This window comes from Collimonas sp. OK242 (genome assembly GCF_900107095.1).
In the GTDB taxonomy this organism is placed as follows: Bacteria; Pseudomonadota; Gammaproteobacteria; order Burkholderiales; family Burkholderiaceae_D; genus Collimonas.
This window is the reverse complement of record NZ_FNOR01000002.1, coordinates 87,565-111,990: the sequence shown is the minus strand read 5'-3', so window position 1 is coordinate 111,990 and position 24,426 is coordinate 87,565. Positions and strand designations below refer to the sequence as shown.

22 protein-coding genes are annotated in these 24,426 nt (G+C 59.9%); 12 read left to right on the top strand and 10 right to left on the bottom strand.

What is annotated here, in order from left to right; genetic code table 11:
- Positions 1-27: 27 nt before the first annotated feature.
- Positions 28-7,623 carry a two-partner secretion domain-containing protein gene (locus BLV81_RS02110; RefSeq protein WP_092351938.1) on the bottom strand — a complete coding sequence of 2,532 codons (7,596 nt, stop codon included), beginning with the start codon at positions 7,621-7,623 and terminating at the stop codon, positions 28-30.
- A gap of 578 nt (positions 7,624-8,201) precedes the next feature.
- Here BLV81_RS02110 and BLV81_RS02105 point away from each other — a divergent pair.
- From BLV81_RS02105 to BLV81_RS02095, 3 genes are all read left to right on the top strand, one after another.
- The gene (locus BLV81_RS02105) at positions 8,202-8,792 is read left to right on the top strand and encodes a phage tail protein (RefSeq protein ID WP_092351936.1); all 591 of its coding nucleotides are present in this window, start codon (positions 8,202-8,204) and stop codon (positions 8,790-8,792) included.
- 80 nt (positions 8,793-8,872) lie between these two features.
- On the top strand, positions 8,873-9,466 hold the full coding sequence (locus BLV81_RS02100; RefSeq protein WP_092351934.1) for a phage tail protein: 594 nt from the start codon (positions 8,873-8,875) through the stop codon (positions 9,464-9,466).
- Between the two features lie 76 nt (positions 9,467-9,542).
- The gene (locus tag BLV81_RS02095) at positions 9,543-9,863 is read left to right on the top strand and encodes a DUF6916 family protein (RefSeq protein WP_092352329.1); all 321 of its coding nucleotides are present in this window, start codon (positions 9,543-9,545) and stop codon (positions 9,861-9,863) included.
- A gap of 6 nt (positions 9,864-9,869) precedes the next feature.
- Here the strand turns inward: BLV81_RS02095 and BLV81_RS02090 are convergent, their stop codons facing one another.
- Positions 9,870-10,370 (bottom strand): GNAT family N-acetyltransferase, encoded by a 501-nt coding sequence (locus BLV81_RS02090; protein WP_092351932.1) that lies wholly within the window; start codon positions 10,368-10,370, stop codon positions 9,870-9,872.
- A 183-nt stretch (positions 10,371-10,553) separates the two neighbouring features.
- Here BLV81_RS02090 and BLV81_RS02085 point away from each other — a divergent pair, with 183 nt between their 5' ends.
- Together BLV81_RS02085 and BLV81_RS02080 are read left to right on the top strand one after the other, a co-directional pair.
- Entirely contained in the window at positions 10,554-11,252 is a 699-nt protein-coding gene (locus BLV81_RS02085; RefSeq protein WP_092351930.1) for an aspartyl/asparaginyl beta-hydroxylase domain-containing protein, read from the top strand.
- Positions 11,245-12,243, top strand: a complete 999-nt coding sequence (locus tag BLV81_RS02080; protein WP_092351928.1) for a sulfotransferase family protein — start codon at positions 11,245-11,247, stop codon at positions 12,241-12,243. The genes BLV81_RS02085 and BLV81_RS02080 overlap by 8 nt, the downstream gene beginning before the upstream one ends.
- Before the next feature lie 30 nt (positions 12,244-12,273).
- Here BLV81_RS02080 and BLV81_RS02075 read toward each other — a convergent pair whose 3' ends face one another.
- From BLV81_RS02075 to BLV81_RS02050, 6 genes are all read right to left on the bottom strand, one after another.
- Positions 12,274-12,882 (bottom strand): glutathione S-transferase family protein, encoded by a 609-nt coding sequence (locus BLV81_RS02075; protein WP_176992708.1) that lies wholly within the window; start codon positions 12,880-12,882, stop codon positions 12,274-12,276.
- A gap of 271 nt (positions 12,883-13,153) precedes the next feature.
- Positions 13,154-14,107 (bottom strand): cupin-like domain-containing protein, encoded by a 954-nt coding sequence (locus BLV81_RS02070; protein WP_092351924.1) that lies wholly within the window; start codon positions 14,105-14,107, stop codon positions 13,154-13,156.
- A gap of 32 nt (positions 14,108-14,139) precedes the next feature.
- Positions 14,140-14,442 (bottom strand): hypothetical protein, encoded by a 303-nt coding sequence (locus tag BLV81_RS02065; protein ID WP_092351922.1) that lies wholly within the window; start codon positions 14,440-14,442, stop codon positions 14,140-14,142.
- 2 nt (positions 14,443-14,444) lie between these two features.
- Positions 14,445-14,771, bottom strand: coding sequence for a YbjQ family protein (locus BLV81_RS02060; RefSeq protein ID WP_092351920.1), 327 nt, complete (start codon positions 14,769-14,771; stop codon positions 14,445-14,447).
- Between the two features lie 114 nt (positions 14,772-14,885).
- Positions 14,886-15,188, bottom strand: coding sequence for a putative quinol monooxygenase (locus BLV81_RS02055; RefSeq protein ID WP_092351918.1), 303 nt, complete (start codon positions 15,186-15,188; stop codon positions 14,886-14,888).
- Between the two features lie 127 nt (positions 15,189-15,315).
- A complete protein-coding gene (locus tag BLV81_RS02050; RefSeq protein ID WP_092351916.1) occupies positions 15,316-16,341 on the bottom strand; it encodes an NADP-dependent oxidoreductase in 1,026 nt (341 codons plus the stop codon).
- Between the two features lie 141 nt (positions 16,342-16,482).
- On the opposite strand from BLV81_RS02050, the gene BLV81_RS02045 reads away from it, so the two are divergent.
- The 3 genes from BLV81_RS02045 to BLV81_RS02035 all read left to right on the top strand — a co-directional run bounded on the left by BLV81_RS02045 (position 16,483) and on the right by BLV81_RS02035 (position 18,512).
- Positions 16,483-17,037, top strand: coding sequence for a DUF4124 domain-containing protein (locus tag BLV81_RS02045; protein WP_092351914.1), 555 nt, complete (start codon positions 16,483-16,485; stop codon positions 17,035-17,037).
- Between the two features lie 123 nt (positions 17,038-17,160).
- A complete protein-coding gene (locus tag BLV81_RS02040) occupies positions 17,161-17,598 on the top strand; it encodes a nuclear transport factor 2 family protein (RefSeq protein WP_092351912.1) in 438 nt (145 codons plus the stop codon).
- A 290-nt stretch (positions 17,599-17,888) separates the two neighbouring features.
- The gene (locus BLV81_RS02035) at positions 17,889-18,512 is read left to right on the top strand and encodes a LysE family translocator (protein WP_092351910.1); all 624 of its coding nucleotides are present in this window, start codon (positions 17,889-17,891) and stop codon (positions 18,510-18,512) included.
- A gap of 267 nt (positions 18,513-18,779) precedes the next feature.
- On the opposite strand, the gene BLV81_RS23450 is transcribed toward BLV81_RS02035, so the two are convergent.
- On the bottom strand, positions 18,780-19,076 hold the full coding sequence (locus BLV81_RS23450; RefSeq protein ID WP_143036246.1) for a hypothetical protein: 297 nt from the start codon (positions 19,074-19,076) through the stop codon (positions 18,780-18,782).
- An 823-nt stretch (positions 19,077-19,899) separates the two neighbouring features.
- Here BLV81_RS23450 and BLV81_RS02030 point away from each other — a divergent pair.
- From BLV81_RS02030 to BLV81_RS02015, 4 genes are all read left to right on the top strand, one after another.
- Positions 19,900-21,120, top strand: a complete 1,221-nt coding sequence (locus BLV81_RS02030) for a helix-turn-helix domain-containing protein (RefSeq protein WP_092351908.1) — start codon at positions 19,900-19,902, stop codon at positions 21,118-21,120.
- A gap of 46 nt (positions 21,121-21,166) precedes the next feature.
- Complete coding sequence (locus BLV81_RS02025) at positions 21,167-21,847, top strand: Vgb family protein (protein WP_092351906.1); 681 nt, start codon at positions 21,167-21,169, stop codon at positions 21,845-21,847.
- 87 nt (positions 21,848-21,934) lie between these two features.
- Positions 21,935-22,723, top strand: a complete 789-nt coding sequence (locus BLV81_RS02020) for a DUF899 domain-containing protein (protein WP_092351904.1) — start codon at positions 21,935-21,937, stop codon at positions 22,721-22,723.
- A 23-nt stretch (positions 22,724-22,746) separates the two neighbouring features.
- Positions 22,747-23,334 carry a hypothetical protein gene (locus tag BLV81_RS02015; protein ID WP_092352328.1) on the top strand — a complete coding sequence of 196 codons (588 nt, stop codon included), beginning with the start codon at positions 22,747-22,749 and terminating at the stop codon, positions 23,332-23,334.
- Positions 23,335-23,344: 10 nt separating this feature from the next.
- On the opposite strand, the gene BLV81_RS02010 is transcribed toward BLV81_RS02015, so the two are convergent.
- Positions 23,345-24,223, bottom strand: a complete 879-nt coding sequence (locus BLV81_RS02010; RefSeq protein WP_092351901.1) for a pirin family protein — start codon at positions 24,221-24,223, stop codon at positions 23,345-23,347.
- Positions 24,224-24,426: the final 203 nt, after the last annotated feature.

Below are 24,426 nucleotides of genomic sequence, written 5' to 3'. Positions count from 1 at the left end.
CTACCGTTATTTTTCATTGAGGCTCGCTTATTCATCCGTGCTCACAATATTGTCCGGCAGCTTGACTCCGCCGCCCGTGATTTTCACTTCCACGCCGTTCATGCCATCGCCGATTTTATTGTTCGGCGGCTGGACATTGAACTGCACCAGGTCGAGCGCCGCCAGGTTGATGCCTGCATGCGAAGGCGCAAAAATCGAATCCAGGGCGGTGCTCACATTTTGCACCGGCACGGGCGCCGACCCCGGTTTCAAGGTCAGCGCGGTGGCGTTCCCCGCCGCCTGCACGAACACATAGTTCAGTGCGCTCAGGCCGCCGCCGTCAATCGCATACAGTCCCGGCTGGCTGGTCGGCTGGGCGTTCGTGGTCCAGATCAAGCTGCCTGTCGTAGCATTGCCCAGCGTGTCGCCTGCCACCAGCCCGGTCAGGCTTCCAGTCAGGCCGGAGGGCGTTTGTCCGCCAATGCTGCTTGCCGGTACGGCATTATAGGTAAGCGTCGCCGGCGTAATATTGGCGCTGGTCGTCGTCGTGTTGCTCACCGTATAGTTGCCGGCATCGGCGCCGCTGGCACTGATGCCCGCTACCGTCACGGTCTTGCCGGCGCCGGCATTCTTGTCGGCGAAGTTGGCGGAGGTATCGCTGAACGTCACCGCATCGCCGGCCAGTCCGCCGCTGAGCGTCACCACAGCCGTCGTATTGCCGTCATAGGTTTTATTGGCGCCGATGGCGGCCGCTGTAATGGCGAGCGGCGTGATATCTGCAGTGGTCGACGCGGTGGCGTTACTGACCATGTAATTGCCGGCGTCCGCTCCGCCTGCGCTGATGCCTGAAACGGTGACTGTCTTGCCCGCGCCTGCATTTTTGTCGCCGAAGCTTGCCGAGGTATCGCTGAGCGTTACCTTGTCGCCGCTTATCAGGCCGTTGCCGGCCAATATCGCCGAACTGGAAGTCGTAGCGTCATAAACCTTGTTGACACCGCTGGCTGTGACCGTGACCGACTGCCGGTAGACGGTGTAGTTGCCAGTGGCGCCGACAAAGGTGTAGTTGCCTGCATCAGCCCCGCCCAAGGCCGTGCCCACCGATTCGATGCCGTTATGCGTGCCGGCCGTCAAGTTTCCGCTGCTGCTGGTCAGGCCCGTCGTATTCAGCGTGACGGCGCCGGGCGTGACCAGATCGCCGCTCACGGCGTTCGTGAAACTCGCCGCCCCCGGCGCCAGGACTGAACCGTAGACCGAACTGCCCGCCGCAACCGTGCCGCTCAAGGCCAGCTGGCCGACGGTATAGTCGCCGCTGGCGCCGGCAAAGGTGTAGTTGCCCGCGTCCGCCCCGCCCAAGGAAGCGCCCACCGATTCGATGCCGGTGTGGGTGCCGGCAATCAGGTGCCCGCTGCTGCTGGTCAAACCGGTCGTATTCACCGTGACGGCGCCCGGCGTGACCAGGTCGCCGCTCACGGCATTGGTGAAACTTGCTGCGCCCGGCGCCAGGACCGAACCGTAGGTCGAACTGCCGGCGCCAACCGTGGCGCTCAGCGCCAGCGGACTGACGGTATAGTTGCCCGTGGGCCCGGCAAAGGTGTAGTTCCCGGCATCGGCGCCGCTCAAGGCGCTGACCGCTTCAATGCCGTTATGCGTTCCGGCAATCAGGTGTCCGCTGCTGCTGGCCAGGCCGGTGGTGTTGACGCCAACCGTCACCGCGCCCAGCACGTCGCCCGACACGGCATTGGTGAAGCTCGCCGCCCCCGGTACCAGCACCGCGCCGTAGACCGAACTGCCCGCCCCTATCGAGCCGGTCAAGGCTAGCTGGCTGACGGTGTAGTCGCCAGTGGCGCCGGCAAAGGTGTAATTGCCCGCGTCCGCCCCGCCCAGGGCCGTGCCCACCGATTCGATGCCGGTGTGGGTGCCGGCAACCAGGTGGCCGCTGCTGCTGGTCAGGCCGGTCGTATTCAGCGTGACGACGCCCGGCGTGACCAGGTCGCCGCTCACGGCATTGGTGAAACTCGCCGCGCCCGGCGTCAGGGCCAAACCGTAGGTCGAACTGCCCGCGCCAACCGTGGCGCTCAGCGCCAGCGGACTGACGGTATAGTTGCCCGTGGGCCCGGCAAAGGTGTAATTGCCGGCATCGGCGCCGCTCAGCGCGCTGACCGATTCAATGCCGGTGTGGGTGCCGGCGATCAGGTGTCCGCTACTGCTGGTCAGGCCGGTGGTGTTGACGCCAATCGTCGCCGTGCCCAGCACGTCGCCCGACACGGCATTGGTGAAGCTCGCTGAGCCCGGGGCCAGCACCGCACCGTAGGTCGAGCTGCCCGCCGCGATCGAACCGGTCAGCGCCAGGGGCGTAACGGTGTAGTTGCCAGTGGCGCCGGCAAACGTGTAGTTGCTCGCATCCGCTCCGCTCAGCGCGCTGACCGATTCAATGCCAGCATGGGTTCCGGCGATCAAGTGCCCGCTGCTGCTGGTCAGGCCGGCAGTGTTGATTGCAACCGTCGCCGTACCCAGCACATCGCCCGACACGGCGTTCGTGAAATTCGCCGCGCCCGGCGTCAGCGCCGCACCGTAGGTCGAACTGCCCGCCCCTATCGAACCGGTCAAGGCCAGCTGGCCGACGGTATAGTCGCCGCTTGGGGCGGCAAACGTGTAATTGCCGGCATCGGCGCCGCTCAGTGCGCTGACCGATTCAATGCCGGTGTGGGTGCCGGCGATCAGGTGTCCGCTGCTGCTGGTAAGACCCGTGGTGTTGACGCCAACCGTCGCCGTGCCCAGCACGTCGCCCGACACGGCATTGGTGAAGCTGGCCGAGCCCGGGGCCAGCACCGCACCATAGGCAGAGCTGCCTGCCGCGATCGAACCGGTCAAGGCCAGCTGGCCGACGGTATAGTCGCCGCTTGGGGCGGCAAACGTGTAGTTACCGGCATCGGCGCCGCTCAGCGCGCTGACCGATTCAATGCCGGTGTGGGTACCTGCGATCAGGTGTCCGCTACTGCTGGTCAGGCCGGTGGTGTTGACGCCAACCGTCGCCGTGCCCAGCACGTCGCCCGACACGGCATTGGTGAAACTCGCCGCGCCCGGGGTCAGCGCCGCACCGTAGGTCGAACTGCCCGCCACTATCGAACCGGTCAAGGCCAGCGGAGTGACAGTGTAGTTGCCAGTAGCGCCGGCAAAGGTGTAATTGCCTGCGTCCGCCCCGCCCAAGGCAGTGCCTACCGATTCGATACCGGTGTGGGTGCCGGCAACCAGGTGTCCGCTGCTGCTGGTCAGCCCGGTTGTATTCAGCGTGACGGCGCCAGGCGTGACCAGATCGCCGCTCACAGCGTTCGTGAAATTCGCCGCGCCCGGCGCCAGGACCGAACCGTAGACCGAACTGCCCGCCGCAACCGTGCCGCTCAAGGCCAGCTGGCCGACGGTATAGTCGCCGCTGGCGCCGGCAAAGGTGTAGTTGCCCGCGTCCGCCCCGCCCAAGGCCGTGCCCACCGATTCGATGCCGGTGTGGGTGCCGGCGATCAAGTGCCCGCTGCTGCTGGTCAGCCCGGTCGTATTCACCGTGACAACGCCCGGCGTGACCAGGTCGCCGCTCACGGCGTTGGTGAAATTCACCGCGCCCGGCGCCAGGGTCGAGCCGTAGGTCGAGCTGCCGGCGCCAACTGTGGCGTTCAACGCCAATTGGTTGACGGTGTAGTTGCCCGTGACCCCGCTAAATGTGTAGTTGCCGGCATCGGCCCCGCTCAAGCCGCTGACCGTTTCAATGCCGTTATGCGTGCCGGCAACCAGGTGGCCGCTGCTGCTGGTAAGACCCGTGGTATTGACGCCAACCGTGGCCGTCCCCAGCACATCGCCTGAAACCGCATTGGTGAAGTTCGCAGCCCCCGGCGCCAGCACCGAGCCGTAGACTGAGCTGCCCGCCGCCACCGTGCCGCTCAAGGCCAGTTGGCTGACGGTGTAGTCGCCAGTGGCGCCGGCGAAGGTGTAGTTGCCCGCGTCCGCCCCGCCCAAGGCCGTGCCCACCGATTCGATGCCGGTGTGGGTGCCGGCAATCAGGTGGCCGCTGCTGCTGGTCAAGCCGGTCGTATTCACCGTGACTGCGTCCGGCGTGACCAGGTCGCCGCTCACGGCGTTGGTGAAATTCACCGCGCCCGGCGCCAGGGTCGAACCGTAGGTCGAGCTGCCTGCGCCAAGCGCGGCGCTCAGCGCCAGCGGACTGACGGTATAGTTGCCCGTGGGCCCGGCAAAGGTGTAGTTGCCGGCATCGGCGCCGCTCAAGGCGCTGACCGTTTCAACGCCGTTATGCGTGCCGGCAATCAGGTGGCCGCTGCTGCTGGTAAGACCCGTGGTGTTGACGCCAACCGTCGCCGTGCCCAGCACATCGCCTGAAACCGCATTGGTGAAGTTCGCAGCCCCCGGCGCCAGCACTGAACCGTAAGTCGAGCTGCCCGTCCCTATCGAACCGGTCAAGGCCAGCGGCGTAACGGTGTAATTGCCGATGGCGCCGGCAAAGGTGTAATTGCCCGCATCCGCACCGCTAAGCGTACCGCTCACCGACTCGATGCCGGTGTGCGTGCCTGCGGTCAGGTTGCCGCTGCTGCTGGTCAGTCCTGCAGTATTGACGGTCACCGGCGCAGCCGTGACGGTATGGCCGGCGACCATATTGGTGAAAGTCACCGTGCCGGGCACCAGGGCCGAACCATAGACGGAGCTGCCGGCGCTGATGCTGCCGGTCAGCGCCAGCGGATTGATGGTCAATGCGCCATTGACGAAAGTGATGAGGTAACCCTGCTGGCCGGTGGAGGAAAGACCCGACGCGATGATCGTGTAAGTGCCGGCGTTGACCGCCGTTTGCGACGTTCCGCCATAGCTTAAGCTGCCTGTCAGGCCGCTCGGCATGACCGAATATCGATAGCCATCGAGGCCGGTGTAAGTAACGCCATTGTTGCTGGCATAGGCCGCGCCGTTGAAAGTGCTGCTGGCATTGTTGGCTGTGACGGTCAGCGCCGTCATGCCGGAAAGTAATAGCGGATAGCCGCCGGACATTATCCAGGTGCCGCTGAAGTCCCATGCGGGATTCAGATTGCCGTTGGCGGCGGTGCTCGATGTGAAATTGGCTTGGTTCTGCATGTTGGCAGTGGTCATGCCGGTGCCGCCGGCGGAGGTAGCCTGGCCGGAGCTTGTCTTGTCCCAGAAACTGCCGGTGACGGTGCCGGCGTTATTGCCTATCAACCCGCCGACCGAGCTAGAGCCGGCCCCGGCGCTGACGCTGCCTGTCGAAAAACTATCAGTGACTGTGCCACCCGATGCCCCGGCGCCGGCATTGTTGCCTACCAGTCCGCCGACAAAGGAAGCACCGGCAGCGCCGGTGACACTGCCCGTTGCATAGCTGTTACTGATCGCAGGATTGCCGCCTGTATTGCCGTAATTGTGGCCAACCAGGCCGCCGACAGCGCTGATGCCGGAAACATTACCCGTCGCATAGCTGTTGCTGATCGTGGACGGGCCGGCAAAACCATAATTGGCCCCGAGCAAGCCGCCCACATAGGAGGAGCCGCTGACAGAGCCGGTAGCATAGCTGTTGCTGATCACGCTGACAGTGCTGCCTCCGCCATAGGCGTATCCGATCAAGCCACCGACATAAAGGCTGGATCCGGTGACATTCCCGGTGGCATAGCTGTAATTGACGGTCCCCCCTTGCAGGCTGCCGACCAGGCCACCGACGTCACTTGCCGCAGCCCCGCCATTGACCGTGCCGCCTGCATGACTTCTGGTAATCGTGCCGCCGGAGTTTTGGCCTACCAAGCCGCCGATAAAAGTCGCATTGGTGCTAGCACTCACCGTAGCGGTTGAAAAGCTATTATTGATCTTCCCGAAATTCTGTCCCACCAGCGCGCCGGTGTAGTTGGACGAGGTGACGGCCACGCTGCCGCCGAGCAGACCCACGTTGCGCACCACTCCGGCCGCACCCACCGCGCCGATCATGCCCACGCCGACAACCGAACCTTGATTGATAGTGAGACCGCTGACGGTATGGCCGAGGCCATCAAAGACGCCGGAAAATTCCTGCGCCGGGGTCAATACTGTAACCCCGATACCGCCTATCGGCGTGAAGCCTGCGCCGCTGTTCCAAGCCGAGGTGGCGGCAGCGTTGATATCGCTGCCCAGCGCATAATAGCCCGCCAGGTTTCCTATCGTTCCCTGCAAGCTGCCGTCGCCGCTGCTAACGGCCGTCCCCAGGGAGTTAATGACCGTATAAACATGGTTGTTCATGGTCAGCACGCCGCTGCCGCTGAAATTGACGCGTCCGTTAAATCCGCTGCTGCCCAAGGCGACATTGACATTGCCGCTGCCAGGTTCCAGGTCAAGGCTGGCGGAGCCGCTTGCGGTCATCGTGGCATTGATGTTGACATCGTTGCTGGCATTCAGGGTCAGCTTGTGGCCGTTCCAGCTTACCGTATCGTCGACGTTGACATTGCCGCTGCTGCCGCTGGCGCCGCTGGCCGAAGAAATCGTGACATTGCCCAAGCCTAACGCGGTGCTAAGCGCGGCGCCGGTCTGGTCGCCGCCGCTAGGGGCGATCGTGAAATCGACCGGATCGATCAGCCAAGTGCCGGCCAGGCCCAACGATGCAGCGGTGGTGATCTTGGTGTTGCCGGCCACCTTGACCTTGGCCGCGCTGGTCTCGATGAAACCGCCATTGCCGCCGGCCGGCGCACTGGCGTCGAGCGTGCCGCCGACATTGACGGTTCCGGCCGCCATGCCGCCCAGCAAAGTAATCGTGCCGCCCTGGTTTTCCACGGTGCGCGCTTCGATCACGCCGGTATTGTTGACGACGCTGGCCAGCAACGCATCTTTGGCCCCGGCGCTCATGATCACGCGGCCGCCGTCGGCCCGGATCAGTCCGCCGTTTTCTGCCGCGCTGTTCAGCACGCTCTGGTCGACCTGCAGCTGCAGCAGGCTGTTGCCGCTGAATGTGAGGGTGACGGCATTGCCGGCGCCGAGCGCCACCGCGCCCTGCGGCGCGCTGATCGTGCCCTGGTTGCTGACATGGTTGCCGAGCAAGGCGACGTAGCCGCCGTTGGCCGCCGTGATCGACCCCTGGTTGAGCACGCTGCCCGGGCCGTTGCCGCTGAAAGTGCGATTGTTGCCGCTCAAGCTGGCGTCATGCAAATCCAGGGTGGAGGCAACCAGGCCGCCGACATTGACCTGGGCGCCGGAGCCGAACAGGATGCCGTTCGGATTGATCAGGAATACCTGGCCGTTGGCATTCAGGCGGCCGAGGATCTGCGTGCCGTTGGTATCGAATATGCGGTTGACGGCAATCGCGCTGACCGAGGGCTGTACGAAATTCACCGTTTCTTGCGGAGCGATGTTGAAGCCGTTCCAGTTCAGGGTAGCGTTCTGGCTGGTCTGGCTGATCGTGGTGGTGGCGCCGGATTGGCGGATAGTACCGCTGCCGGCGACAACCTGGCCGCCGGTCGGCGCCGCCTGGGCGCTCATCGCTGCCAGCGACAAAGCCGCCGCCACTAGTTTGCGGCGCCCGCCCTTGCCGCGTCCACGCGTGGTTTCCGCTACTGCGATCCAGCCGTTGGTCACAGTGCTCCAGACCAGGCGATAGATGTGGTTCATAGATCCGTGGCGTTTCATGGAATGATTTCCTCATTGAACCTGCGCTACTCAACCAGACAATGCGCGCGGCTAGCCAAGACCTGGTCGGCCGCCCGCCTGCTCCTCGCTTCAACAAACCGTACGGCATCGAGATCGACGCCGCGTATTCGTCACGCAGAAACTGTGCTTAAGCTGCCCGGGCCGGAAAACAGCGGTACGGCTGAGCAGACTTCAATTAAAAATCGTATTGCAGCGACAACGGATTCAAAGGACTGTGACTGGCACAAGGTGCGCCAAAATGAAAGTTGACATACAGATAATGTCAATTTGGGGGACATAGCTGGTTTCCCTACCCAGCTTTCTTTTAAGCAAAATATTACACCAAGTAAATATGTTACATACAAGCTAATTGTTAATCTTAATTGTATCTTATTGTATTCGTTGGATTCTGGCCTCAGTTGGCTATCCACAAGCCCCTTGCCGCGACATTTTTCAAGCAAGTATTGCTGAATACTGTTGCCGAATCAGGGTTTTCCTGTTCAACTTCGGCTTGCTGGAAGTTAACATTCAGCAACCTTGATCCATATCAAAACAGGCTACTCAACGAAGGAAATGCGATGAACATATTTCTCGGTAGCATCATGACTTTCGGTTTTCAATTCAATCCCAGCGGCTGGCAGCAATGCAACGGCCAAACGCTCGGCATCGATCAATATTCGGCCTTGTTCGCCTTGCTGGGCACCACCTTTGGCGGCGACGGCGTGCAAACATTTCAACTGCCGAACTTGCAAGGACGAATGCCGCTTTGCCAAGGCAATGGCGCCACGCTGAGCCCGCGTGTGATCGGCGAGTTTTCCGGCACCGAAAGCATTTCGATCGGCATCAGCAACCTGCCATCTCACACTCATACCGCCACCTTCACTCCTTCAGGCAGCAGCGGCTACACGGTATCAGGCAACACCACCGGCAACCTGCTGGCGCCCACCGCGACCAACAACATCCCGTCGGGATCGCCGGCCGGCACCTCGGCCGGGGCAATCTGGGGCTCGACCGCACCCACCATTCCTCTGGGCGGCGCAGGTGGCGGCTCCGGCGCTACGGTGAGCAACGCCCTCACGGGCAACAGCCAAGCCGTGGGAAGCATGAATCCCTACCTGGCGCTGAACTTCAGCATCGCCTTGGCGGGTATTTTTCCTTCGCGCAATTAAGCATTACCGCAGTAAAGCCAGCCGGCCTCGAATAGCAAAAACACCGGTCTTAAACCGCAGCAATGACAAGGGAGATTTCCATGGAAGTGTTTCTCGGCAGCATAATGACTTTCGGTTTTCAGTTTAATCCTAACGGCTGGCAGCAATGCAACGGCCAGACGCTCGCCATTCAGCAATATGCAGCCTTGTTCTCGCTGCTGGGCACCACCTACGGCGGCAACGGCACGACAACCTTCCAGCTGCCGAATCTGCAAGGACGGGTGCCGATTGGCCAAGGCAACGGCATCGGCTTGACGCCGCGCGTACTCGGCGAAGCGGCCGGCACTGAAAACATCTCGATCACCATCAACAATATGCCGTCTCATACCCATATCGCCACCTTTACGCCGTCGGGCGGCGGCAGCGGCTACATGGTATCGAGCAATACCACCGGCAACCAACTGGTGCCGAGCGCGACCAACAACATCTTGTCCGGATCGCCTGCCGGCCCGCAAGGCGCGGCGATCTGGGGCTCGGCGGCCGGGACCATTCCCTTGGGCGGCAGCAGCGGCAGCGCCGGCGGCACCGTCACCAATGCACTCACCGGCAACAACATACCCGTGGGCAGCATGAACCCCTACCTGGCGCTGAACTTCAGCATCGCGCTGGTGGGTATTTTCCCGTCCCGTAACTAGCGCACTGCAAACGCGAGCTGGCCGGCTGCCGGTCAGCTGCGCTTCCATTTTTTTCATTGCCGATAGATTGAATCCGATGCTAGAACTCGTTGACGCCGCTTATTTCACTCCTCTGACCGGACAGGTCTGCGCGCTGCAGTTGCCGGACGGCAGTGCCTTGCCGGTGCTGGTCGACAGCGTGAATGTGAAAGCGCAATACCGTAACCCGTATGCGCCGGAACAGCAGCGCCTGCCGTTCATCGTCACGCTGACTGCGCAACAAGCCACCGATTTTCTCGAAGGCCCATGTGCGATCGATTTGCCGCAACGCCGGCGCCTGGAAGGCGTTTACGTATCGCGCCTGGCGCCGCTCGGACGCGATCCGGCCGGCGCCTATTTCCAGGTAGTGTTCAGCTAAAGGGATTCAAGGCTGGCGCGGATACCACACCATGCGATCGGCCATCAATTGCGATTCTTCCACCTGGAATCCCAGTTCCAGGTAGATGCGCTTGGCACCGGGATTGTTGTGCCAGACCACTACCGTGACCGGGCACTGTACATTACTTGCGGCTTGCAGCACGCCGCGCAGGACTGCCTTGCCGTAGCCGAAGCCGCGGGCGGCGGCAATGAAAGCGATGTAAATCACGCGTACTTCGTTATGACCGAAATCGACCACCAGCGCGCCGACGGCAGCCTGGGTTTTCTCGATGACGAAATGCATGGCGTTTGGATACTCTTCTCCGGTGCCCTGCGCGTGTACGGCATATTGCTGGGCGACCACCGTTTCGATGAATTCGGGTTCGCCGTCGATCAACTGCAGGTCCGGACGGGCGGAGCGATACAGGGTTGCCAGGAAGGGCTGGTCGCCGGCAGTGGCGGGCCGCAGGGAAATGCCGGCCGGCATGGCAGAGGAAGAAGTGAGCATGCTGAAATTTCGCAGAAATTGGAGTTAATACGGCGGACATCATTATGGTGAAGCAGCTTATAACAGAAGCCGCCTTGACGGCTGGGCTTGCCTCAAATAAAGTACCTCGGCGCAATATTTTTGCCTGGACAGCCAGCAAGCCGAGATCGACGCAGACGCATCAACTGGATTGAAGGCAGCCGAATGAATGGATTCCTCAAATTGCCGCTACACTTTGATCCGCATGAATTGCTGAAGGATTTGCGGACGTGCGAAAGCATGGATTGGCCGTGCCATTTCCATACCGAGGATTATTCCGGACTGTGGTCCGGCCTGGCGCTGCGCTCGGCATCTGGCAAGGCGGACGATATCTATTCCCACCCTGGCAGCGCCGCCTATGCCGATACGCCGTTGCTCGGCCTTTGCCCTTACATCGCCAGCATCCTCGGCGTCTTCGAATGCGAGATGGAGTCGGCGCGGCTGCTGCGCCTGGCGCCCGGTGCGCATATCAAGGAACATCGGGATGTACATACCGGCTATCAATTTGATGTTTTCCGCGTACACATTCCGATCCAGACCAGCGAGCAAGTACGATTCCTGGTTGGCGGACAGGCGTTGGAGATGCGGGAAGGCGAATGCTGGTATGCCGATTTCAGCCTGCCCCACAGCGTCGAAAATTGCGGCGCCACGGCGCGCGTCAACCTGGTCCTGGACTGCAAAAGGAATGACTGGTCCGATAAACTGTTCCGGCAGGCCGGTTACGATTTCGATGCGGAAGCGCGCAATCGCCAGCTTGACCGTGCAACGCGCGCAATGGTGATTGCCCAGTTGTCTGAGATGAAAACCGACACGGCGCAACGATTGATCAAACAACTGCAAGCTCAGGCGGACAGCGATGAATAGCGCAACACAGCCAACGCCGCCAGGTGATGCGGCTGGTTTGATCGAGGAGTGGATACCCTACAAACTGCTGCGGCAAGATCAGCAATGGCGTTGCCTTTGGCTCAGCTTGGCAGGTAAGCGCATTGTCGAACCGTTTTTCTCCGACACGATTCTGCGTTGCAGAGCCGATGCCGCACACAAGCAGCGGTTTCCCAGCTTCAGCTCCCTGGAGTATTTGACGGATTGCGCGGCAGTTGCGACCGATGTGATCGCGCCAAGTGTTTTTATTTTCCACGTTTCCCGCTGTGGTTCAACCTTGATCTCGCAACTGCTCGGATTGAGCGGAAAAAATATTGCCTTGTCCGAGGTGCCATTGATCGATGAGCTGCTGCGCATGTCCCGCAATCAGGCAGAATCCTCAGCAGCGGAAGCTGCGCTGAAGGCCAGTATCGCTTTGTTGGGTCGCCGCAGGCTTGGACAGGAAGAGCACATGTTTATCAAGCTCGACAGCTGGCATGTTTTTTTTGCCGGAACGCTAAGACGGCTTTACCCGGACGTCCCGTTCGTACTGCTGTATCGGGCGCCGGACGAAGTGCTTCTTTCGCATCAGAAGCGGCGCGGGATGCAGACAGTTCCTGGATTGATTGAAGCCGAGCTGTTCGGAATGTCGCGAGCAGAATCGATTGGTTACGATGGCGACCGGTATATCGCGAAGGTGCTGGAATATTATTATTCTCAATTTTTGATACTCGCCGAACAAGATGCGCGTTCAGTACTGCTGGATTACAGGCAGGGCGGCATTGAAATCGTTCGTCGGCTGGCTGAATTTTCGGCCATCTGCCTGGATGAAACGGAGACTGCCGCAATGGCAGTCCGTTCGCGCTTTCATGCGAAATATCCGGAACAGGGATTTGCAGAAGAAAAGAAAGAATCTTGTAGATGTGCAGATCTTCAGCCGGCACAGGCAATGTATGCCCGCCTTGAGCAACTACGGACAAAACTGGCCGGCTGATACACGGCGGTCATCTCAACAGGTATTGCATCAAGTGGGAAATGGCGCGCGCCATGCAGGCAATTCGTTGAGTCGTTCATGCCAGCGCTGGACTGCGGGAAAATCGGCCAGCGGCAAGTGCGCCTTGCCGGCATAAGGCAAGGTGATAGCTACCGCGAAATCAGCAACAGTCAAGCCGTCGCCTACCAGGAATTTCCTATCCTTCAGATGGGTATTGAGCACGCCGGCAAAGGTCAAGAAATGTTTCGTCGCCTCCTCCAGCTCGGCAGCGTCAGCTGGCGGGATGCCGAACATAGGCTTGATGACGTATTCAAAATACAAGACCGAGGCATGGCGGCTGAAGTGCTGGGCATCCCAGCTGAGCCAGCGTATGACATCGATCTGGCGTCCATCGTGAGGCCACAAGTCGGCTTTCGCCACATCCGACAAATAGCACATGATGGCGTTGGACTCCCACAGCGTCTTGTCCCCATCCTGGAGTACGGGGACTTTGCCATTCGGATTCATGGCCAGGAATTCAGGTGTCTTGTTTTCCCTTTTGCCAAGGTCGACGCGGATAAATTCCACCGGCGATTGCAAATAACGTGCGACGGCACAGGCTTTTCTCGGGTTCAGGGTTTCACAATAGAACAGCTTCATATACGTCTCCTTGATCGCGGCTAGCTAACTAGAATGGTGGACGACGGCAAGCGGTACAGTGATCGGCAGGCGTCGCTTTAAATACACTTACATAGATAGTCGAACCATAGACAGCGTAATCGACAGCTATCAAATATTTATTTTCTGACGCCTGCATGCACAGCCGAAGTTGCCTAGTCAGGTAAGCCGGCCAGGCGCAGGTGAGTTAGTCATTCCCAAAGTAGAACCGAAATAGTACCGAAGTAGTACATTAAGCTGCCCGAGAAAACGTTCACACCCCATGTTTGTGGCAAATACAATGCCCCCAGCGATACAGATGCATGTTGTGCAGCAGATCCTTGGTCGCCGTCGGCACGCCGCTGAGCAGTATCTCCTTGGCGGTCAGGCCGAACACCGCCAGGCTGATCGAAGGCGCCAGCGAAACCACCGCGTGCCAGGTCCGCTTCGGTATGAATAAAGCATCGCCCTCTTCTACTCGCGCATACAAGCCTTTGGCTTGTTCCAGCGCGCGCAACTGTTCCGGGTGTTCGTTGAAGCGTGCGATGTTGATCGTGCTTAAAGTGGCGCCCCAGTCATACTTGTCGGACGGTTTCATGAACGCTTCTTCCGATGGCGGAAACATGACAAATTCCTTGACTCCGCGCGCCTGGCAAAACCAGTTATTGGGAACGTCGCGATGCAGTCCGGTGTGGGTATTGGCCGGCCCCATGAACACCGACTCCCAGGTCCAGCGCCAGCCCGGCCATAAGCTGCGGATATCGAAATCGCTGCGCAGTTGCGGAAAATCTTCCAGGATGCTCCACTGCGCCAGGTAATTACGGTGCGGCGTAAACGACTGCATATGCGCCCAGTTGAGATGAAACTCCTGGCCCGGCTGCAATTGCCGGCGCCGCTGGTTCGGCAACAAACCGGCCTCGTCGCTGACCGGCTGCGTCGCCAGCGCAGCGAGCTCAAGCAGGTAGGGTGCAATCGGCAGTAGCGGGCGTTCTTGCGTTTCGCCCTGCTCCACCAGGCCGTTCTGGAATTTACGGGTCGGTTCCGAGCCGTCCTTGTTGCGCAGCCGAGCCATTTTCTCGAACGACCAATTCTGCTGCGCCGGCCAATTACGCAATGCGCCTTTTACCAGCAAAGGGCGGGTTCTACTGCCGAAGCCGCCAACCTGCTCCAATTGCGACGCATCGATTTCTTCAACTTGTGTGAATGCGGGTCCTAGTATCTGCTTCATAAATCTGCTTTATATCTTTGTTGTCTGCAATATCAGGCGCCAAGGCTGCCATCTTCATCCATTGGGACATAGCGGCGTTCACCGCTGCCCGGGCTATACTGGACGCTCATCAAGCGGCCCGATTCCGGATCGACAAAACGTTCTCCGGTTTGCTGCCATGGACCCTCGTCGGTTTTCACGGTTCGCGCATAACGCCAACGTTCCAGCAAGACAGCCGCCGCCAGCACCAGGCCCCAGAAAGTAAGCGGGAAAGCGCCCGCGGCGCCGGCGAGCGCGCAAGCGATGCCGACCAGCGTCAATACAATCGCAAAACCAAGCAACGCCAGACGCAACATGATCAAGCCCCGATCGGCTCGATGACAACCGCTGTGCCATACGCCACGATTTCACTCATGGTCTGGCCCATCTCCGAAGAATCGAAACGCATCATCACTACCGCGTTTGCACCCATGCGATGGGCATTCTTGACCATACGGTCAACCGCATGGCGACGCGCCTCCTCAAGCAACTGCGTGTATTCGGTGATTTCGCCGCCAATTATCGAGCGCAAGCCCGCCATGATATTACCTGCCAAACCGCGGCTGCGCACGACCAGTCCGAATACCTGGCCCTTGACTTCCCTGACGCGATAACCGGAGATGTTTTCTGTAGTGACTACGAGCATATTTCATCCTCAAAACGTTGCCATATCTCAATTGTAATTGACTAAGGCAAACTGTTTGGGACAAATCTGAGTTTGCACCGGGCGTGACGGCGCCGCGACGGGACGGCGGATCGTTTACCGCGACTGCTTGGCCGCCAGGATGTCGATTTTTTCGATAACCGGTGGTTGCGAGAATAGTTCGGCTGACCTTGCCATCAATGCCGTGGCGACGCGCCCCGTGAGATGGGCTTGGCGCCCTGCATCGTCTGCAAAGGTGTCGAAAATACCATAGGTTAACGGCCCCAGCTTGATGGCATACCAGGTGGTCGTCGCCGGCTCCTGTTGCACAACTGCCAGGCCGTCGCGCAGGAAAGCTTCGACATCGTTCTCCTTTCCAGGCTTGGCTTCCAGTCGCACGAATAAACCTGTCTTAACCATGATCGGCCTCCTTTTGAGATGCAAATGCTCGACAGAATCCGGAAAGGCAAGGTCAATTCGTCATAGGGATCGGCCCTGCAGAATGTTCAGTCTAGCCACGCGACAGCACAAAGCAATGTCAACGCTGTTAGACCCGAACCAGCAATTTACCGATATTTTTTCCTTCGAAAAGACTGTTAAGCGCCTCGGGCAGTTGTTCGAAACCATCCATATAGGTCTCTTGAAACACGATCTCGCCGTTCTTCACCCACGGCGCTACGATGGCCAGCATTTCATCCATCCGATGGGTGAAATCGCGCGCCAGGATGCCCTGGATGGTCGCCCGCTGGAACAGCATGTGCTGCAAAAAGCGCGGCCCGAGATCAGGCGTATCCAGGCCGCCGTCATACTGGCTGATAGCGCCGCAGATGACGATGCGGGCGCGCCGCTTGATCAGTGGGATGACGGCGTCGGTGATCACCCCGCCCACATTGTCGAAGTAGATATCGACGCCGCCGGTAGCCGCTTGAATTGCCGAGCTGAGGGCGGCCGACGTGGCATGCGCGCGATAGTCGACTGCGCCATCGAGCTTCAGCCTCTCGCTCAGGAATTGGCATTTTTCAGGGCCGCCGGCGATACCGATAACCCGACATCCCGCCCGCTTGCCGAACTGCGCAACCAGGGAGCCGACCGCACCGGCAGCTCCCGACACCAGCAAGGTGTCGCCGGGACGCGGACGGCCAGCTTCGGTCAAGCCGAACCAGGCAGTCCGTCCCGGCATGCCGAGCACGCCCAGCGCAGTCGATACCGGCGCAGCACTTGGATCAAGTTTAGTCAGCTCGCTATGATGGCAGCGGGCATAGAGTTGCCAGCCGCTGTAAGCCGAGACCCAGTCGCCTGCCTGGAACAGAGGACTGGCGGAAGCCACCACCTCGCCCACCACACCGGCGCGCTGAACGATGCCCAGCGGATGCGGCACGTCGTAGGTATTGCGCTCGTGCTGCTGGATACGGATATACGGGTCGACGCTGACGATCCGGGCCCGCAGGATCACTTCGTTAGCGGATAGATTGCCGTCCAGCTGATTTTCACGCAGTTCATAGTGTTCGTGGCTGACGCGCCCTTCCGGACGCTTGACGTAAATCCATTGCCGATTCTGGTAGTTGTTTTGCATATTCGCAGCTCAGTTGCCTTTTGGACTGCCAGTGTAGCCAAATTGCGATGATGGCGTCGACTCGGCCCGCGCGCGGCCACTGATTGGAACAAATTGTGTTTAAATATTGCAAAATAGAAATCACAATGACAGGGGAGCGGCATGAAGAATTTCATTAGCATGGCGATCTCGGCTTGCCTGGCAATCGCTATAGTGGGTGGAGGAATTTATCTCATGTCGACATCGACGGAAGGAACTGCCGTCAAAGTACCCGTGCCGGAAAATGTCTCGGTGAGCACCCGGGTAAATAATCGCGACACCTATCCGGTACAACCCATGTCGCCATCGGTAAACGCCGGTTCAACGATAACAAAGTGCATTGTGAATGGGAAAACCACCTATAGCGACCAGCCCTGCGCACCCGGTATTCGATCACAAACAGTGGAGCTGCACGATTCCAGCGGCGTCGTCAGTCCTAATGCGGCAACGGTCCAGGCCGCCCGGCAGAGAATCCAGGCGGAAATGACGACGGAAGCTATCGCTGTAAGCACCGTTTCGACCGGCAAACAAGGGGATCCATTTGCGTGCGCAGCACTGAGTACCGAGATCAACAGCAATGACGCGGCCACGCGGAATCGACTCGATGCTTATGAGATGCAAGGGCTGCGCATAAGGCGCGAGGAAGTCAGGACACAACAATTCCGTCTGGGATGCTAGGTGCATTAGAGCAGGCGAAGGCGGACATTTAATTTCACATACAACGGGCAGAAATCGGCTAACCACGGACATTTGCAGATGCCGTCAATTTGATTGTTGCTCCGTTAATTAGAGTCGTGGTTGATGGTCAACTTACCCGAGAAGGAGTCTGGCATTAAAAATATAATCAAATCAGTCATCTGCGCCCCATTGATTTTTCGCACTTTAACGATGTCTCCGTCCGCATCAGCTGTCGAGACGGGCTTTGCCGTGGAAGTCGTCCAGAAACAGCTCGATGCCTACAATGCGCGCGACATGGATGCGTTCCTTGCCACATATGCGGATGAGGTCGAGTTTTTTAGATTTCCGAACACGCCGTCGGCGAAGGGCAAGGAGGAAATGCGCAAGAACTATACGGCTCGGTTCAGCGATCCGATTTTGCATTGCATCATCGTAAAGCGCATTGTTATGGGAAATACCGTCATCGACCATGAGCGCGTTCGCGTCACACTGCCCGAAGGACCGGGTGTCATGGAGGCGATTGCAATTTATGAAGTCACGATGGAAAAATCGCCAAAGTAACATTTATTTCCGGGAAAAAAACACCAGGCGAGAAGTTGTAAGCGGATGAATGACCGACGCATCACGGCAATAACGGGCATTCAAGATCTTGCCCGGATGTCCAAAAATATTAGTAGAATGAAAAACAATTTTGGTGCACGTTTTGTCGATTTGGTTATACCTAGTTTTTTGATGTCATAAACGATTTAGACTAAGCCCATAAGGTTTTTCAGAGATTAGAAACTTGCCGCTCAATTTTTGGACAGCGGCTAATTTTGCAAAATGAACCATAAATCACGTTAGGGCTCAAGATGATCGAACTCTCCACACTCCTGGCTTTCACGCTACTCAATATGAGCTTCGCTCTGATTCCAGGGCCCGACGTCATCTGCATCCTGACTAATTCAGTTTCACGGGGCGCATCGGCCGGGGCACAGGTTTGTGCCGGCATCGCTTGTGCGGCGTTAGTGCATGCTGGGGCCGCAACCTTTGGAATCACTGCGTTTCTGGAAGCAGTACCCACGGCATTCGTCGTTGTAAAGGCCATCGGAGCTATCTATCTCTGCTGGCTTGGTTGGCAAATGCTGCGCAGTCCTGTCTCTGTCGCCACGGAGCCACCCAGAAACCGTTGGGCATCACCTTTAGCACAGGGCGCTGTATCCAATCTGCTGAACCCAAAGGTAGCTCTCTTCTTTCTCGCTATCCTTCCTCAGTTCATAAATCCGTCTCTGGGCAATCCTGGGCTACAAGCAGCCGTTCTTGGCCTAGTCTCCATCGCATCGGGCACCGCGGTAAACCTCTGCACCGCCGTACTTGGCGGTCGTGCACGGCATTGGCTTCTGGCCAAGCCAAGGTTTTTCCAGCGCTTTCAGCAGTTTGCCGGCGCCGCGCTTGTTGGTCTTGGCGTCAAGGTAGCCTTGGAGCGCGCACGATGAGTCCTAACCCCTCCGTCAAGGGGACCTGCCTGCGGCGGGCCCCTTACGTCGAACGTTAAAGTCTGCTCTTTGGAATCGTCACAGGCCGCTATGGATCGAAATCAACCTGTCGCGACCGCCTCAATTCGGCCAAAAGCCGTCCGTCACACGCCCCACTAAATTGATATTGTTTTGATAATCATTCCATGGCAAGATACGCAATCGCTCTTCGAAGTTGAGTCTGATGGTTTTTAAAGCTCCGGCATATTTGTCCATGCTCGGTAGACGCTAAAAAATTAGAACCAGCCATGAAAATATTCCCTCGTAACTGGCCAGCTCCACCGAAAATGTCTCGCTCAGAATACTTTCGCTATCGCTTAAGGTTGCTGAGTTTTTTGATATTTTCGATACTGGGCGCATCCATAGCGGCATTTTATTGGGGGCAGTTACATTTTCTCTTAAAGGGAATTTTGATTGTGTTGGGATATGTTTTTTGTCCCGGCGTTGGAACAGTCGAACAACTCCTTGTACCTTATGACAGGTATTGCAAAGAAGGGTTGTGGTGAGTGAAGGATTGGGCTCCATTCGCTGTTCCACCACGTCAAACGTTGGATGCCAGATTCCGGCCAGATGCTGTCATTTGTCAATGTATTGCAATAAGGTGCCTCACTGCTTCGGAGGTGCTACAAGCCCCCTGGCTGAATATCCCTAGCCTGTTTTCGCTAACGATGGCTCAATGAGTGGCACGAAGGGTGATTATGGTTAAAGGACGTGCTGTATCAATTCTGTGTTGCATATTCTGGGGTGGCCTTGTGTATTTGGGTATTACGGTCTGTGTTGGCGCAGCTAGTCAAGAGGTTGCCGGGTATCCGAACATTGGTCGGTTGGAATTCTATATATTGTTTCCGCTAGCAATGGCGTTGCTCAGCGCTTGCTTAACTATTTTTGTGAAAAAACTGCCGAAATCTCTTTACCTTATTTTCTCGTTCTTACTGTTAGCATTGATACCTTCATATTTGTTTTTTTATGGCGGTGGAATATAGGGCCGTAAGGCGAATACCTGACCCAATTTACTGAAAATTTTCGGTCATCAAGTATTGGCGACCGAACCGAACGGCTGCTTTGGAGAAAAGCGTATGGCCGTTTTGGGTCGGCTCCTGCCTGTCGCAGGGCAGCCAATTTTGTCTGAAAATGACTGCAAGCCGACATTCAATACGGTGCTTCGAGTCCGGAGCCGCCATCGAACACCTCGGATTCGATCGTCAAAAAACACACGCTCAATGTCTCGGTCGCGCTCGAAGCCGGGACTGCATGTTCAACACCGACCCGATCCCCGACCACGCACGCTAGCGCCCGGGACGCTTCTCAAGCGCAGCGCGACGCCAGCGCGGCGGTGTATCCTGTCGGCATGGATTCCCTGATCGCCGCCTCCGCGCGGGCCCTCGCCGCCGGCGATGCGCTCGGCGCCCTCAAACGAGTCGCCCTCCGCGACGACCCGCCGGCGCTGGCCTTGCGCGGCATCGCCATGGCTCAGCTCGGCGAGCACCCGCGCGCCCGCGAGCTTCTACGGCGCGCCGCCCGCGGCTTCGGCGCCCACGAGGAGCTGGCGCGCGCGCGTTGTGTCGTCGCCGAGGCCGAGGTGGCGCTGGCGGTGCGCGACCTCGGCAGCTCGCCGCGCTCGCTGGCGGCGGCATTGGCCACGCTCGAAGCCCACGCCGATCACGCCAACGCACTACAGGCACGGCTCATCGCGGCGCGCAAGCTCTTGCTGCTTGGCCGCCTCGACGAAGCCGAAGCAGCACTGGCGCGGCTCGATACGCATGGCCTGCCGCCGTCGCTGGCGGCGGTGGCCGAACTGGCTGCGGCAGAGCTGGCGTTGCGCTCGCTGCGCATCGAACCTGCGCGGGCGGCGCTCGCCCGCGCGCACGAGGCGGCTGCTCGCGCGCGCGTGCCGGCGCTCCTGGCCGAGGTGGCGGAGGCGCGGACCGCGCTCGATCGTCCCGCCGCCCGGCGCCTCTTCGCCGGCGGCGAGCAGGCGCTGCGCCTCGACGAAGTCGCAGCGCTCCTGGCTTCCGACACGTTGGTAGTCGACGCCTGCCGTCGCGGGCTAGGCGTCGGCGCCGCGTGGCGGCCGCTGGCGCGCCGGCCGGTGCTGTTCGCGTTGGCGCGCGCGCTCGCCGAGGCATGGCCAGGCGATATTGATCGAGAAACCTTGATCGCGTGCGCATTCCACACCCGCCGCCCCGACGAGTCGCATCGGGCCCGCCTGCGGGTCGAGCTCGGCCGCCTGCGCGCGCTCGTCACAGAGCTGGCGCACATCGAGGCCACCGCCCGCGGTTTCGTTCTCAGGCCGCACGGCGAGCGCGCCGTTGTCGTGCTGGCGCCGCCCATCGACGGCGATCAGGCCTCGCTGGCGGCGTTGCTTGCCGATGGTGCGGCCTGGTCGACCTCGGCTCTGGCGCTGGCCCTGGGGGCCAGCCAGCGCACTATCCAGCGCGCGCTGCTCGAGCTTGAGGCCGCCGGACGGGTGCGCTCGATCGGGCAGGCGCGGACGCGTCGCTGGCTGTCGCCGCCGCTGGCAGCATTCACGACAATCTTGTTACTCCCCGCTTCACTCCAGATGGAATAGAGTTCACTCACGGCGCCGATCCGAAGCGCGCCACAAGGAGCCCGCAATGACCAGCAAGACCAGCAAATCCAGCAAAGACAGACCCCAGGCAACAACACGCATAGCCGAGATCGTGCGCGAATATGGCCCCTTCCCGGGCGCCGATAGTGTGGCCGGCGTGACTCACGATGGCCAGCGCGTCTGGGCCGCCACCGGGACCAGGCTGATCGCCTTCGATCCCGCCAGCGGCGAGCCCACGCGCACGCTCGATTGCACCTGCGACGCCGGCACCGCCTTCGACGGCAACTACCTCTACCAGATCGCCGAGAAGCGTATCGACAAGATCGATCCCGCCAACGGCAACGTGCTGGCATCCATCCCCGCGCCCGGCAACGGTAACGACTCGGGGCTCACCTGGGCCGAGGGCAGTCTGTGGGTGGGCCAGCACCGCGATCGCAAGATCCACCAGATCGATCCGGCGACCGGCGCAATCATCCGCACCATCGAGTCCAACCGCTTCGTCACCGGCGTGACCTGGGTCGACGGCGAGCTGTGGCACGGGACGTGGGAAGGCGACGAGAGCGACATCCGCCGCATCGATCCGAAGAGCGGCGCTGTGCTCGAGCGGCTGGAGATGCCGCCCGGCACCGCCGTCAGCGGGCTCGAGTCCGACGGCGCAGATCTCTTTTACTGTGGCGGCGGAGGGAGCGGCAAGGTTCGCGCCGTACGACGCCCGAAAACAGTCTGATCGTGATCGTATACCGCGCGGCCAACAGCGCCGTCGGTCCAACGCATTGAAAAACCCAGAACGGCTCTTCGAGCCAAGGAGCACATCATGAACATCACCATTGCCGAAACACCTACCGTGAACCATCCCGTCGTCTCCAGCGATCAATGGCTGAACGCGCGTAAGACCTTGCTGGCGCGCGAAAAGGAGCTGACGCACCTGTATGACCAGATTGCCCGCGAGCGCCGGGCGCTGCCGTGGGAGCGTGTCGAGAAGAACTACCTCTTCGACACGCTGGAAGGCCGGCGCACGCTCTCCGAGCTTTTCGCAGGCCGCCGCCAACTGCTGGTGCAGCATTTCATGTTCGGCCCGGGATGGGAGCAGGGTTGCCCGAGCTGCTCTTTCATGGCGGATCACACTGACGGCATGAACGTACACCTGGCGCATCGCGACATCACGCTGGTGGCCATTTCGCGTGCGCCGCTGGCCGACATAGAGCGCTTTCGCCAGCGCTTGGGATGGCAGTTCAGGTGGGTGTCCTCGCATGACAGCGATTTCAACCACGACTTCCACGTCAGCTTCACGCCGGAAGAAATGGCCAAGGGCGAGGTCTACTACAACTACGGCATGCAGCCGTTCCCGGCCGAGGAGGCGCCGGGCATCAGCGTGTTCTACAAGGACGACGCAGGCGAAGTCTTCCACACCTACTCGACCTACGGCCGCGGTGTGGAGGTCATGCTAGGCGCATACAAGCTGATGGACCTCACGCCCAAGGGCCGCGACGAGCACGACGTGCCCCACAAAATGGAGTGGGTGCGCCATCACGACCGCTACGAGTCAGGGCCGATCGCGAAGCCGGCGCCGGCGTCCGGTTCATGCTGCGATGCGCACGTCTGAAGCGCGAGCTGCCTGAGCACATCATGTTGAGCCTTTGGCCATGGCTGGCGGTGGCAGGGATCGGCGCCCTTCACGGGCTAAACCCTGCCACCGGCTGGATGTTTGCCGCCGCCTGGGGCGTGCAGTCGAGCGATCGGACGCAGGCATTGTGGGCCCTGGCGCCGATCGCAGTCGGACATGCCGCATCGGTCGCACTCGTGGCCGCAGCAGTGGCACTCGGCCTGGCGCTGGATCGCGCGGTGCTGCAAGCTCTCGCGGGCGTGCTGCTTGTAGTTGTCGCGGCATATCACCTGTCGGGCCGCAAACCCAAGCGGGTCCGGACGCCGGCAGCTCATGCCGGGCTGGCGCTGTGGTCCTTCATGATGTCCACCGCACACGGCGCCGGATTGATGCTGGTGCCAGCCTTGATCCCGCTTTGCATGGGCGACGCGTCGGTCCGCGCGATCACTGCATCCGGCTCGCTGACGCTGGCGCTCGCAGCCGTGGCCGTTCATACCGCGGCGATGCTTGCCGTCACCGGCGTGATCGCCTTGGGGGTTTGCCGAGGCTTCGACGCCAGCGCCGGCCTGTTTCAAAGCCTCAGGCGGAAGCCGCCTATAGCGCCGCGTTGAATGGAGTGTCTCAATCTGCGCCGGCAACGGCTTTGAAAGGCAACTCCAGCCGCCCGAATTCGCCGCGCTGATAAGCCTGGAGACGATCGTTCATTTGCTCCTGAGTATTCATCACGAACGGGCCATGCTTGACCAGCGGTTCATTGAGAGCCGGGCCGGACAGGATGACAAAATGCGCAGAGCCGGCTGCCGCCAGCCTGAGCGTCGTCGCTCCGCCGACGCCTAGCGCGCTCGCTTCCGGCAACACCTGTGGCATCGCATCGTCGCCAGCGCTCAGGCTTACCCGGCCCTGCACGGCGTAGATCATGGCGTTCCAGCCTGCCGGCACGGAATGTTCAAAGATTCCGTCGGCCTCCAGAAAACCATCCAGCAGCGTGAACGGTTCCGGCAGGAGCGCCGGCGAACGCACCTCCTGAGATTCTCCTGTCACCACCCTGACCCGCACGCCGGCTGCATGGATTTCGGGTATATCCACGCTATCCACGTGCACCGCATGGGGGTCGATAAGCTTCTTGCCGGCGGGCAGATTGACGAAAATCTGCAAGGCATGCACATGCGGATTTTTGCCTTCCGGCTGTTCGGTATGCACCGTTCCGCGGCCGGCAACAAACCAGTGCAGGTCGCCCGGATGAATCGGCCCCCGGTTGCCGAGCGAATCGTAATTCACGTGCGGGCTGGCGGAATCCTCAAACATATAGGTCACCGCCGATATGCCCGCATGCGGATGCGGATCGAAGGTTGGCACGCTCATGTGGAAATGATCGAGCATGACTACCGGATCGAGCAGGCCGCGGAACGCGTTTTCTGCAAAATGCTTGGCATGGAAACCATGGCCGATTTCCATGTCATGGCCGGCAACGATTTCCGAGATACGCAGTGTGTTGTTCATGTGATGTCCTTTGCAAATGGCAAGCTTGCGGTGTATTTTCCTGACTGAGACAGATTATGACATTGCAACGATCAGAGAAAAAGGCGAAAAATAACAACGCATCGTTTCATCAGCGGAACGATAAATTTGACTGACTGACGCCGGCCAGGAGTTCTATCGGCATCGCGTAGCGATGATTGCAGAAGCGCATGCCGGCGAAGATG

Bases quoted from the DNA above. Each gene is read 5' to 3' on its own strand.
- BLV81_RS02090 (WP_092351932.1), bottom strand. From the start codon at position 10,370: ATGCTCACTTCTTCCTCTGCCATGCCGGCCGGCATTTCCCTGCGGCCC.
- BLV81_RS02040 (WP_092351912.1), top strand. From the start codon at position 17,161: ATGGTCAACTTACCCGAGAAGGAGTCTGGCATTAAAAATATAATCAAA.
- BLV81_RS02050 (WP_092351916.1), bottom strand. From the start codon at position 16,341: ATGCAAAACAACTACCAGAATCGGCAATGGATTTACGTCAAGCGTCCG.
- BLV81_RS02035 (WP_092351910.1), top strand. From the start codon at position 17,889: ATGATCGAACTCTCCACACTCCTGGCTTTCACGCTACTCAATATGAGC.
- BLV81_RS02045 (WP_092351914.1), top strand. From the start codon at position 16,483: ATGAAGAATTTCATTAGCATGGCGATCTCGGCTTGCCTGGCAATCGCT.
- BLV81_RS02065 (WP_092351922.1), bottom strand. From the start codon at position 14,442: ATGTTGCGTCTGGCGTTGCTTGGTTTTGCGATTGTATTGACGCTGGTC.
- BLV81_RS02100 (WP_092351934.1), top strand. From the start codon at position 8,873: ATGGAAGTGTTTCTCGGCAGCATAATGACTTTCGGTTTTCAGTTTAAT.
- BLV81_RS02105 (WP_092351936.1), top strand. From the start codon at position 8,202: ATGAACATATTTCTCGGTAGCATCATGACTTTCGGTTTTCAATTCAAT.
- BLV81_RS02095 (WP_092352329.1), top strand. From the start codon at position 9,543: ATGCTAGAACTCGTTGACGCCGCTTATTTCACTCCTCTGACCGGACAG.
- BLV81_RS02075 (WP_176992708.1), bottom strand. From the start codon at position 12,882: ATGAAGCTGTTCTATTGTGAAACCCTGAACCCGAGAAAAGCCTGTGCC.
- BLV81_RS02110 (WP_092351938.1), bottom strand. From the start codon at position 7,623: ATGAAACGCCACGGATCTATGAACCACATCTATCGCCTGGTCTGGAGC.
- BLV81_RS02015 (WP_092352328.1), top strand. From the start codon at position 22,747: ATGTTGAGCCTTTGGCCATGGCTGGCGGTGGCAGGGATCGGCGCCCTT.
- BLV81_RS02010 (WP_092351901.1), bottom strand. From the start codon at position 24,223: ATGAACAACACACTGCGTATCTCGGAAATCGTTGCCGGCCATGACATG.
- BLV81_RS02025 (WP_092351906.1), top strand. From the start codon at position 21,167: ATGACCAGCAAGACCAGCAAATCCAGCAAAGACAGACCCCAGGCAACA.
- BLV81_RS02020 (WP_092351904.1), top strand. From the start codon at position 21,935: ATGAACATCACCATTGCCGAAACACCTACCGTGAACCATCCCGTCGTC.
- BLV81_RS02085 (WP_092351930.1), top strand. From the start codon at position 10,554: ATGAATGGATTCCTCAAATTGCCGCTACACTTTGATCCGCATGAATTG.
- BLV81_RS23450 (WP_143036246.1), bottom strand. From the start codon at position 19,076: ATGGAGCCCAATCCTTCACTCACCACAACCCTTCTTTGCAATACCTGT.
- BLV81_RS02060 (WP_092351920.1), bottom strand. From the start codon at position 14,771: ATGCTCGTAGTCACTACAGAAAACATCTCCGGTTATCGCGTCAGGGAA.
- BLV81_RS02080 (WP_092351928.1), top strand. From the start codon at position 11,245: ATGAATAGCGCAACACAGCCAACGCCGCCAGGTGATGCGGCTGGTTTG.
- BLV81_RS02055 (WP_092351918.1), bottom strand. From the start codon at position 15,188: ATGGTTAAGACAGGTTTATTCGTGCGACTGGAAGCCAAGCCTGGAAAG.
- BLV81_RS02070 (WP_092351924.1), bottom strand. From the start codon at position 14,107: ATGAAGCAGATACTAGGACCCGCATTCACACAAGTTGAAGAAATCGAT.
- BLV81_RS02030 (WP_092351908.1), top strand. From the start codon at position 19,900: ATGGATTCCCTGATCGCCGCCTCCGCGCGGGCCCTCGCCGCCGGCGAT.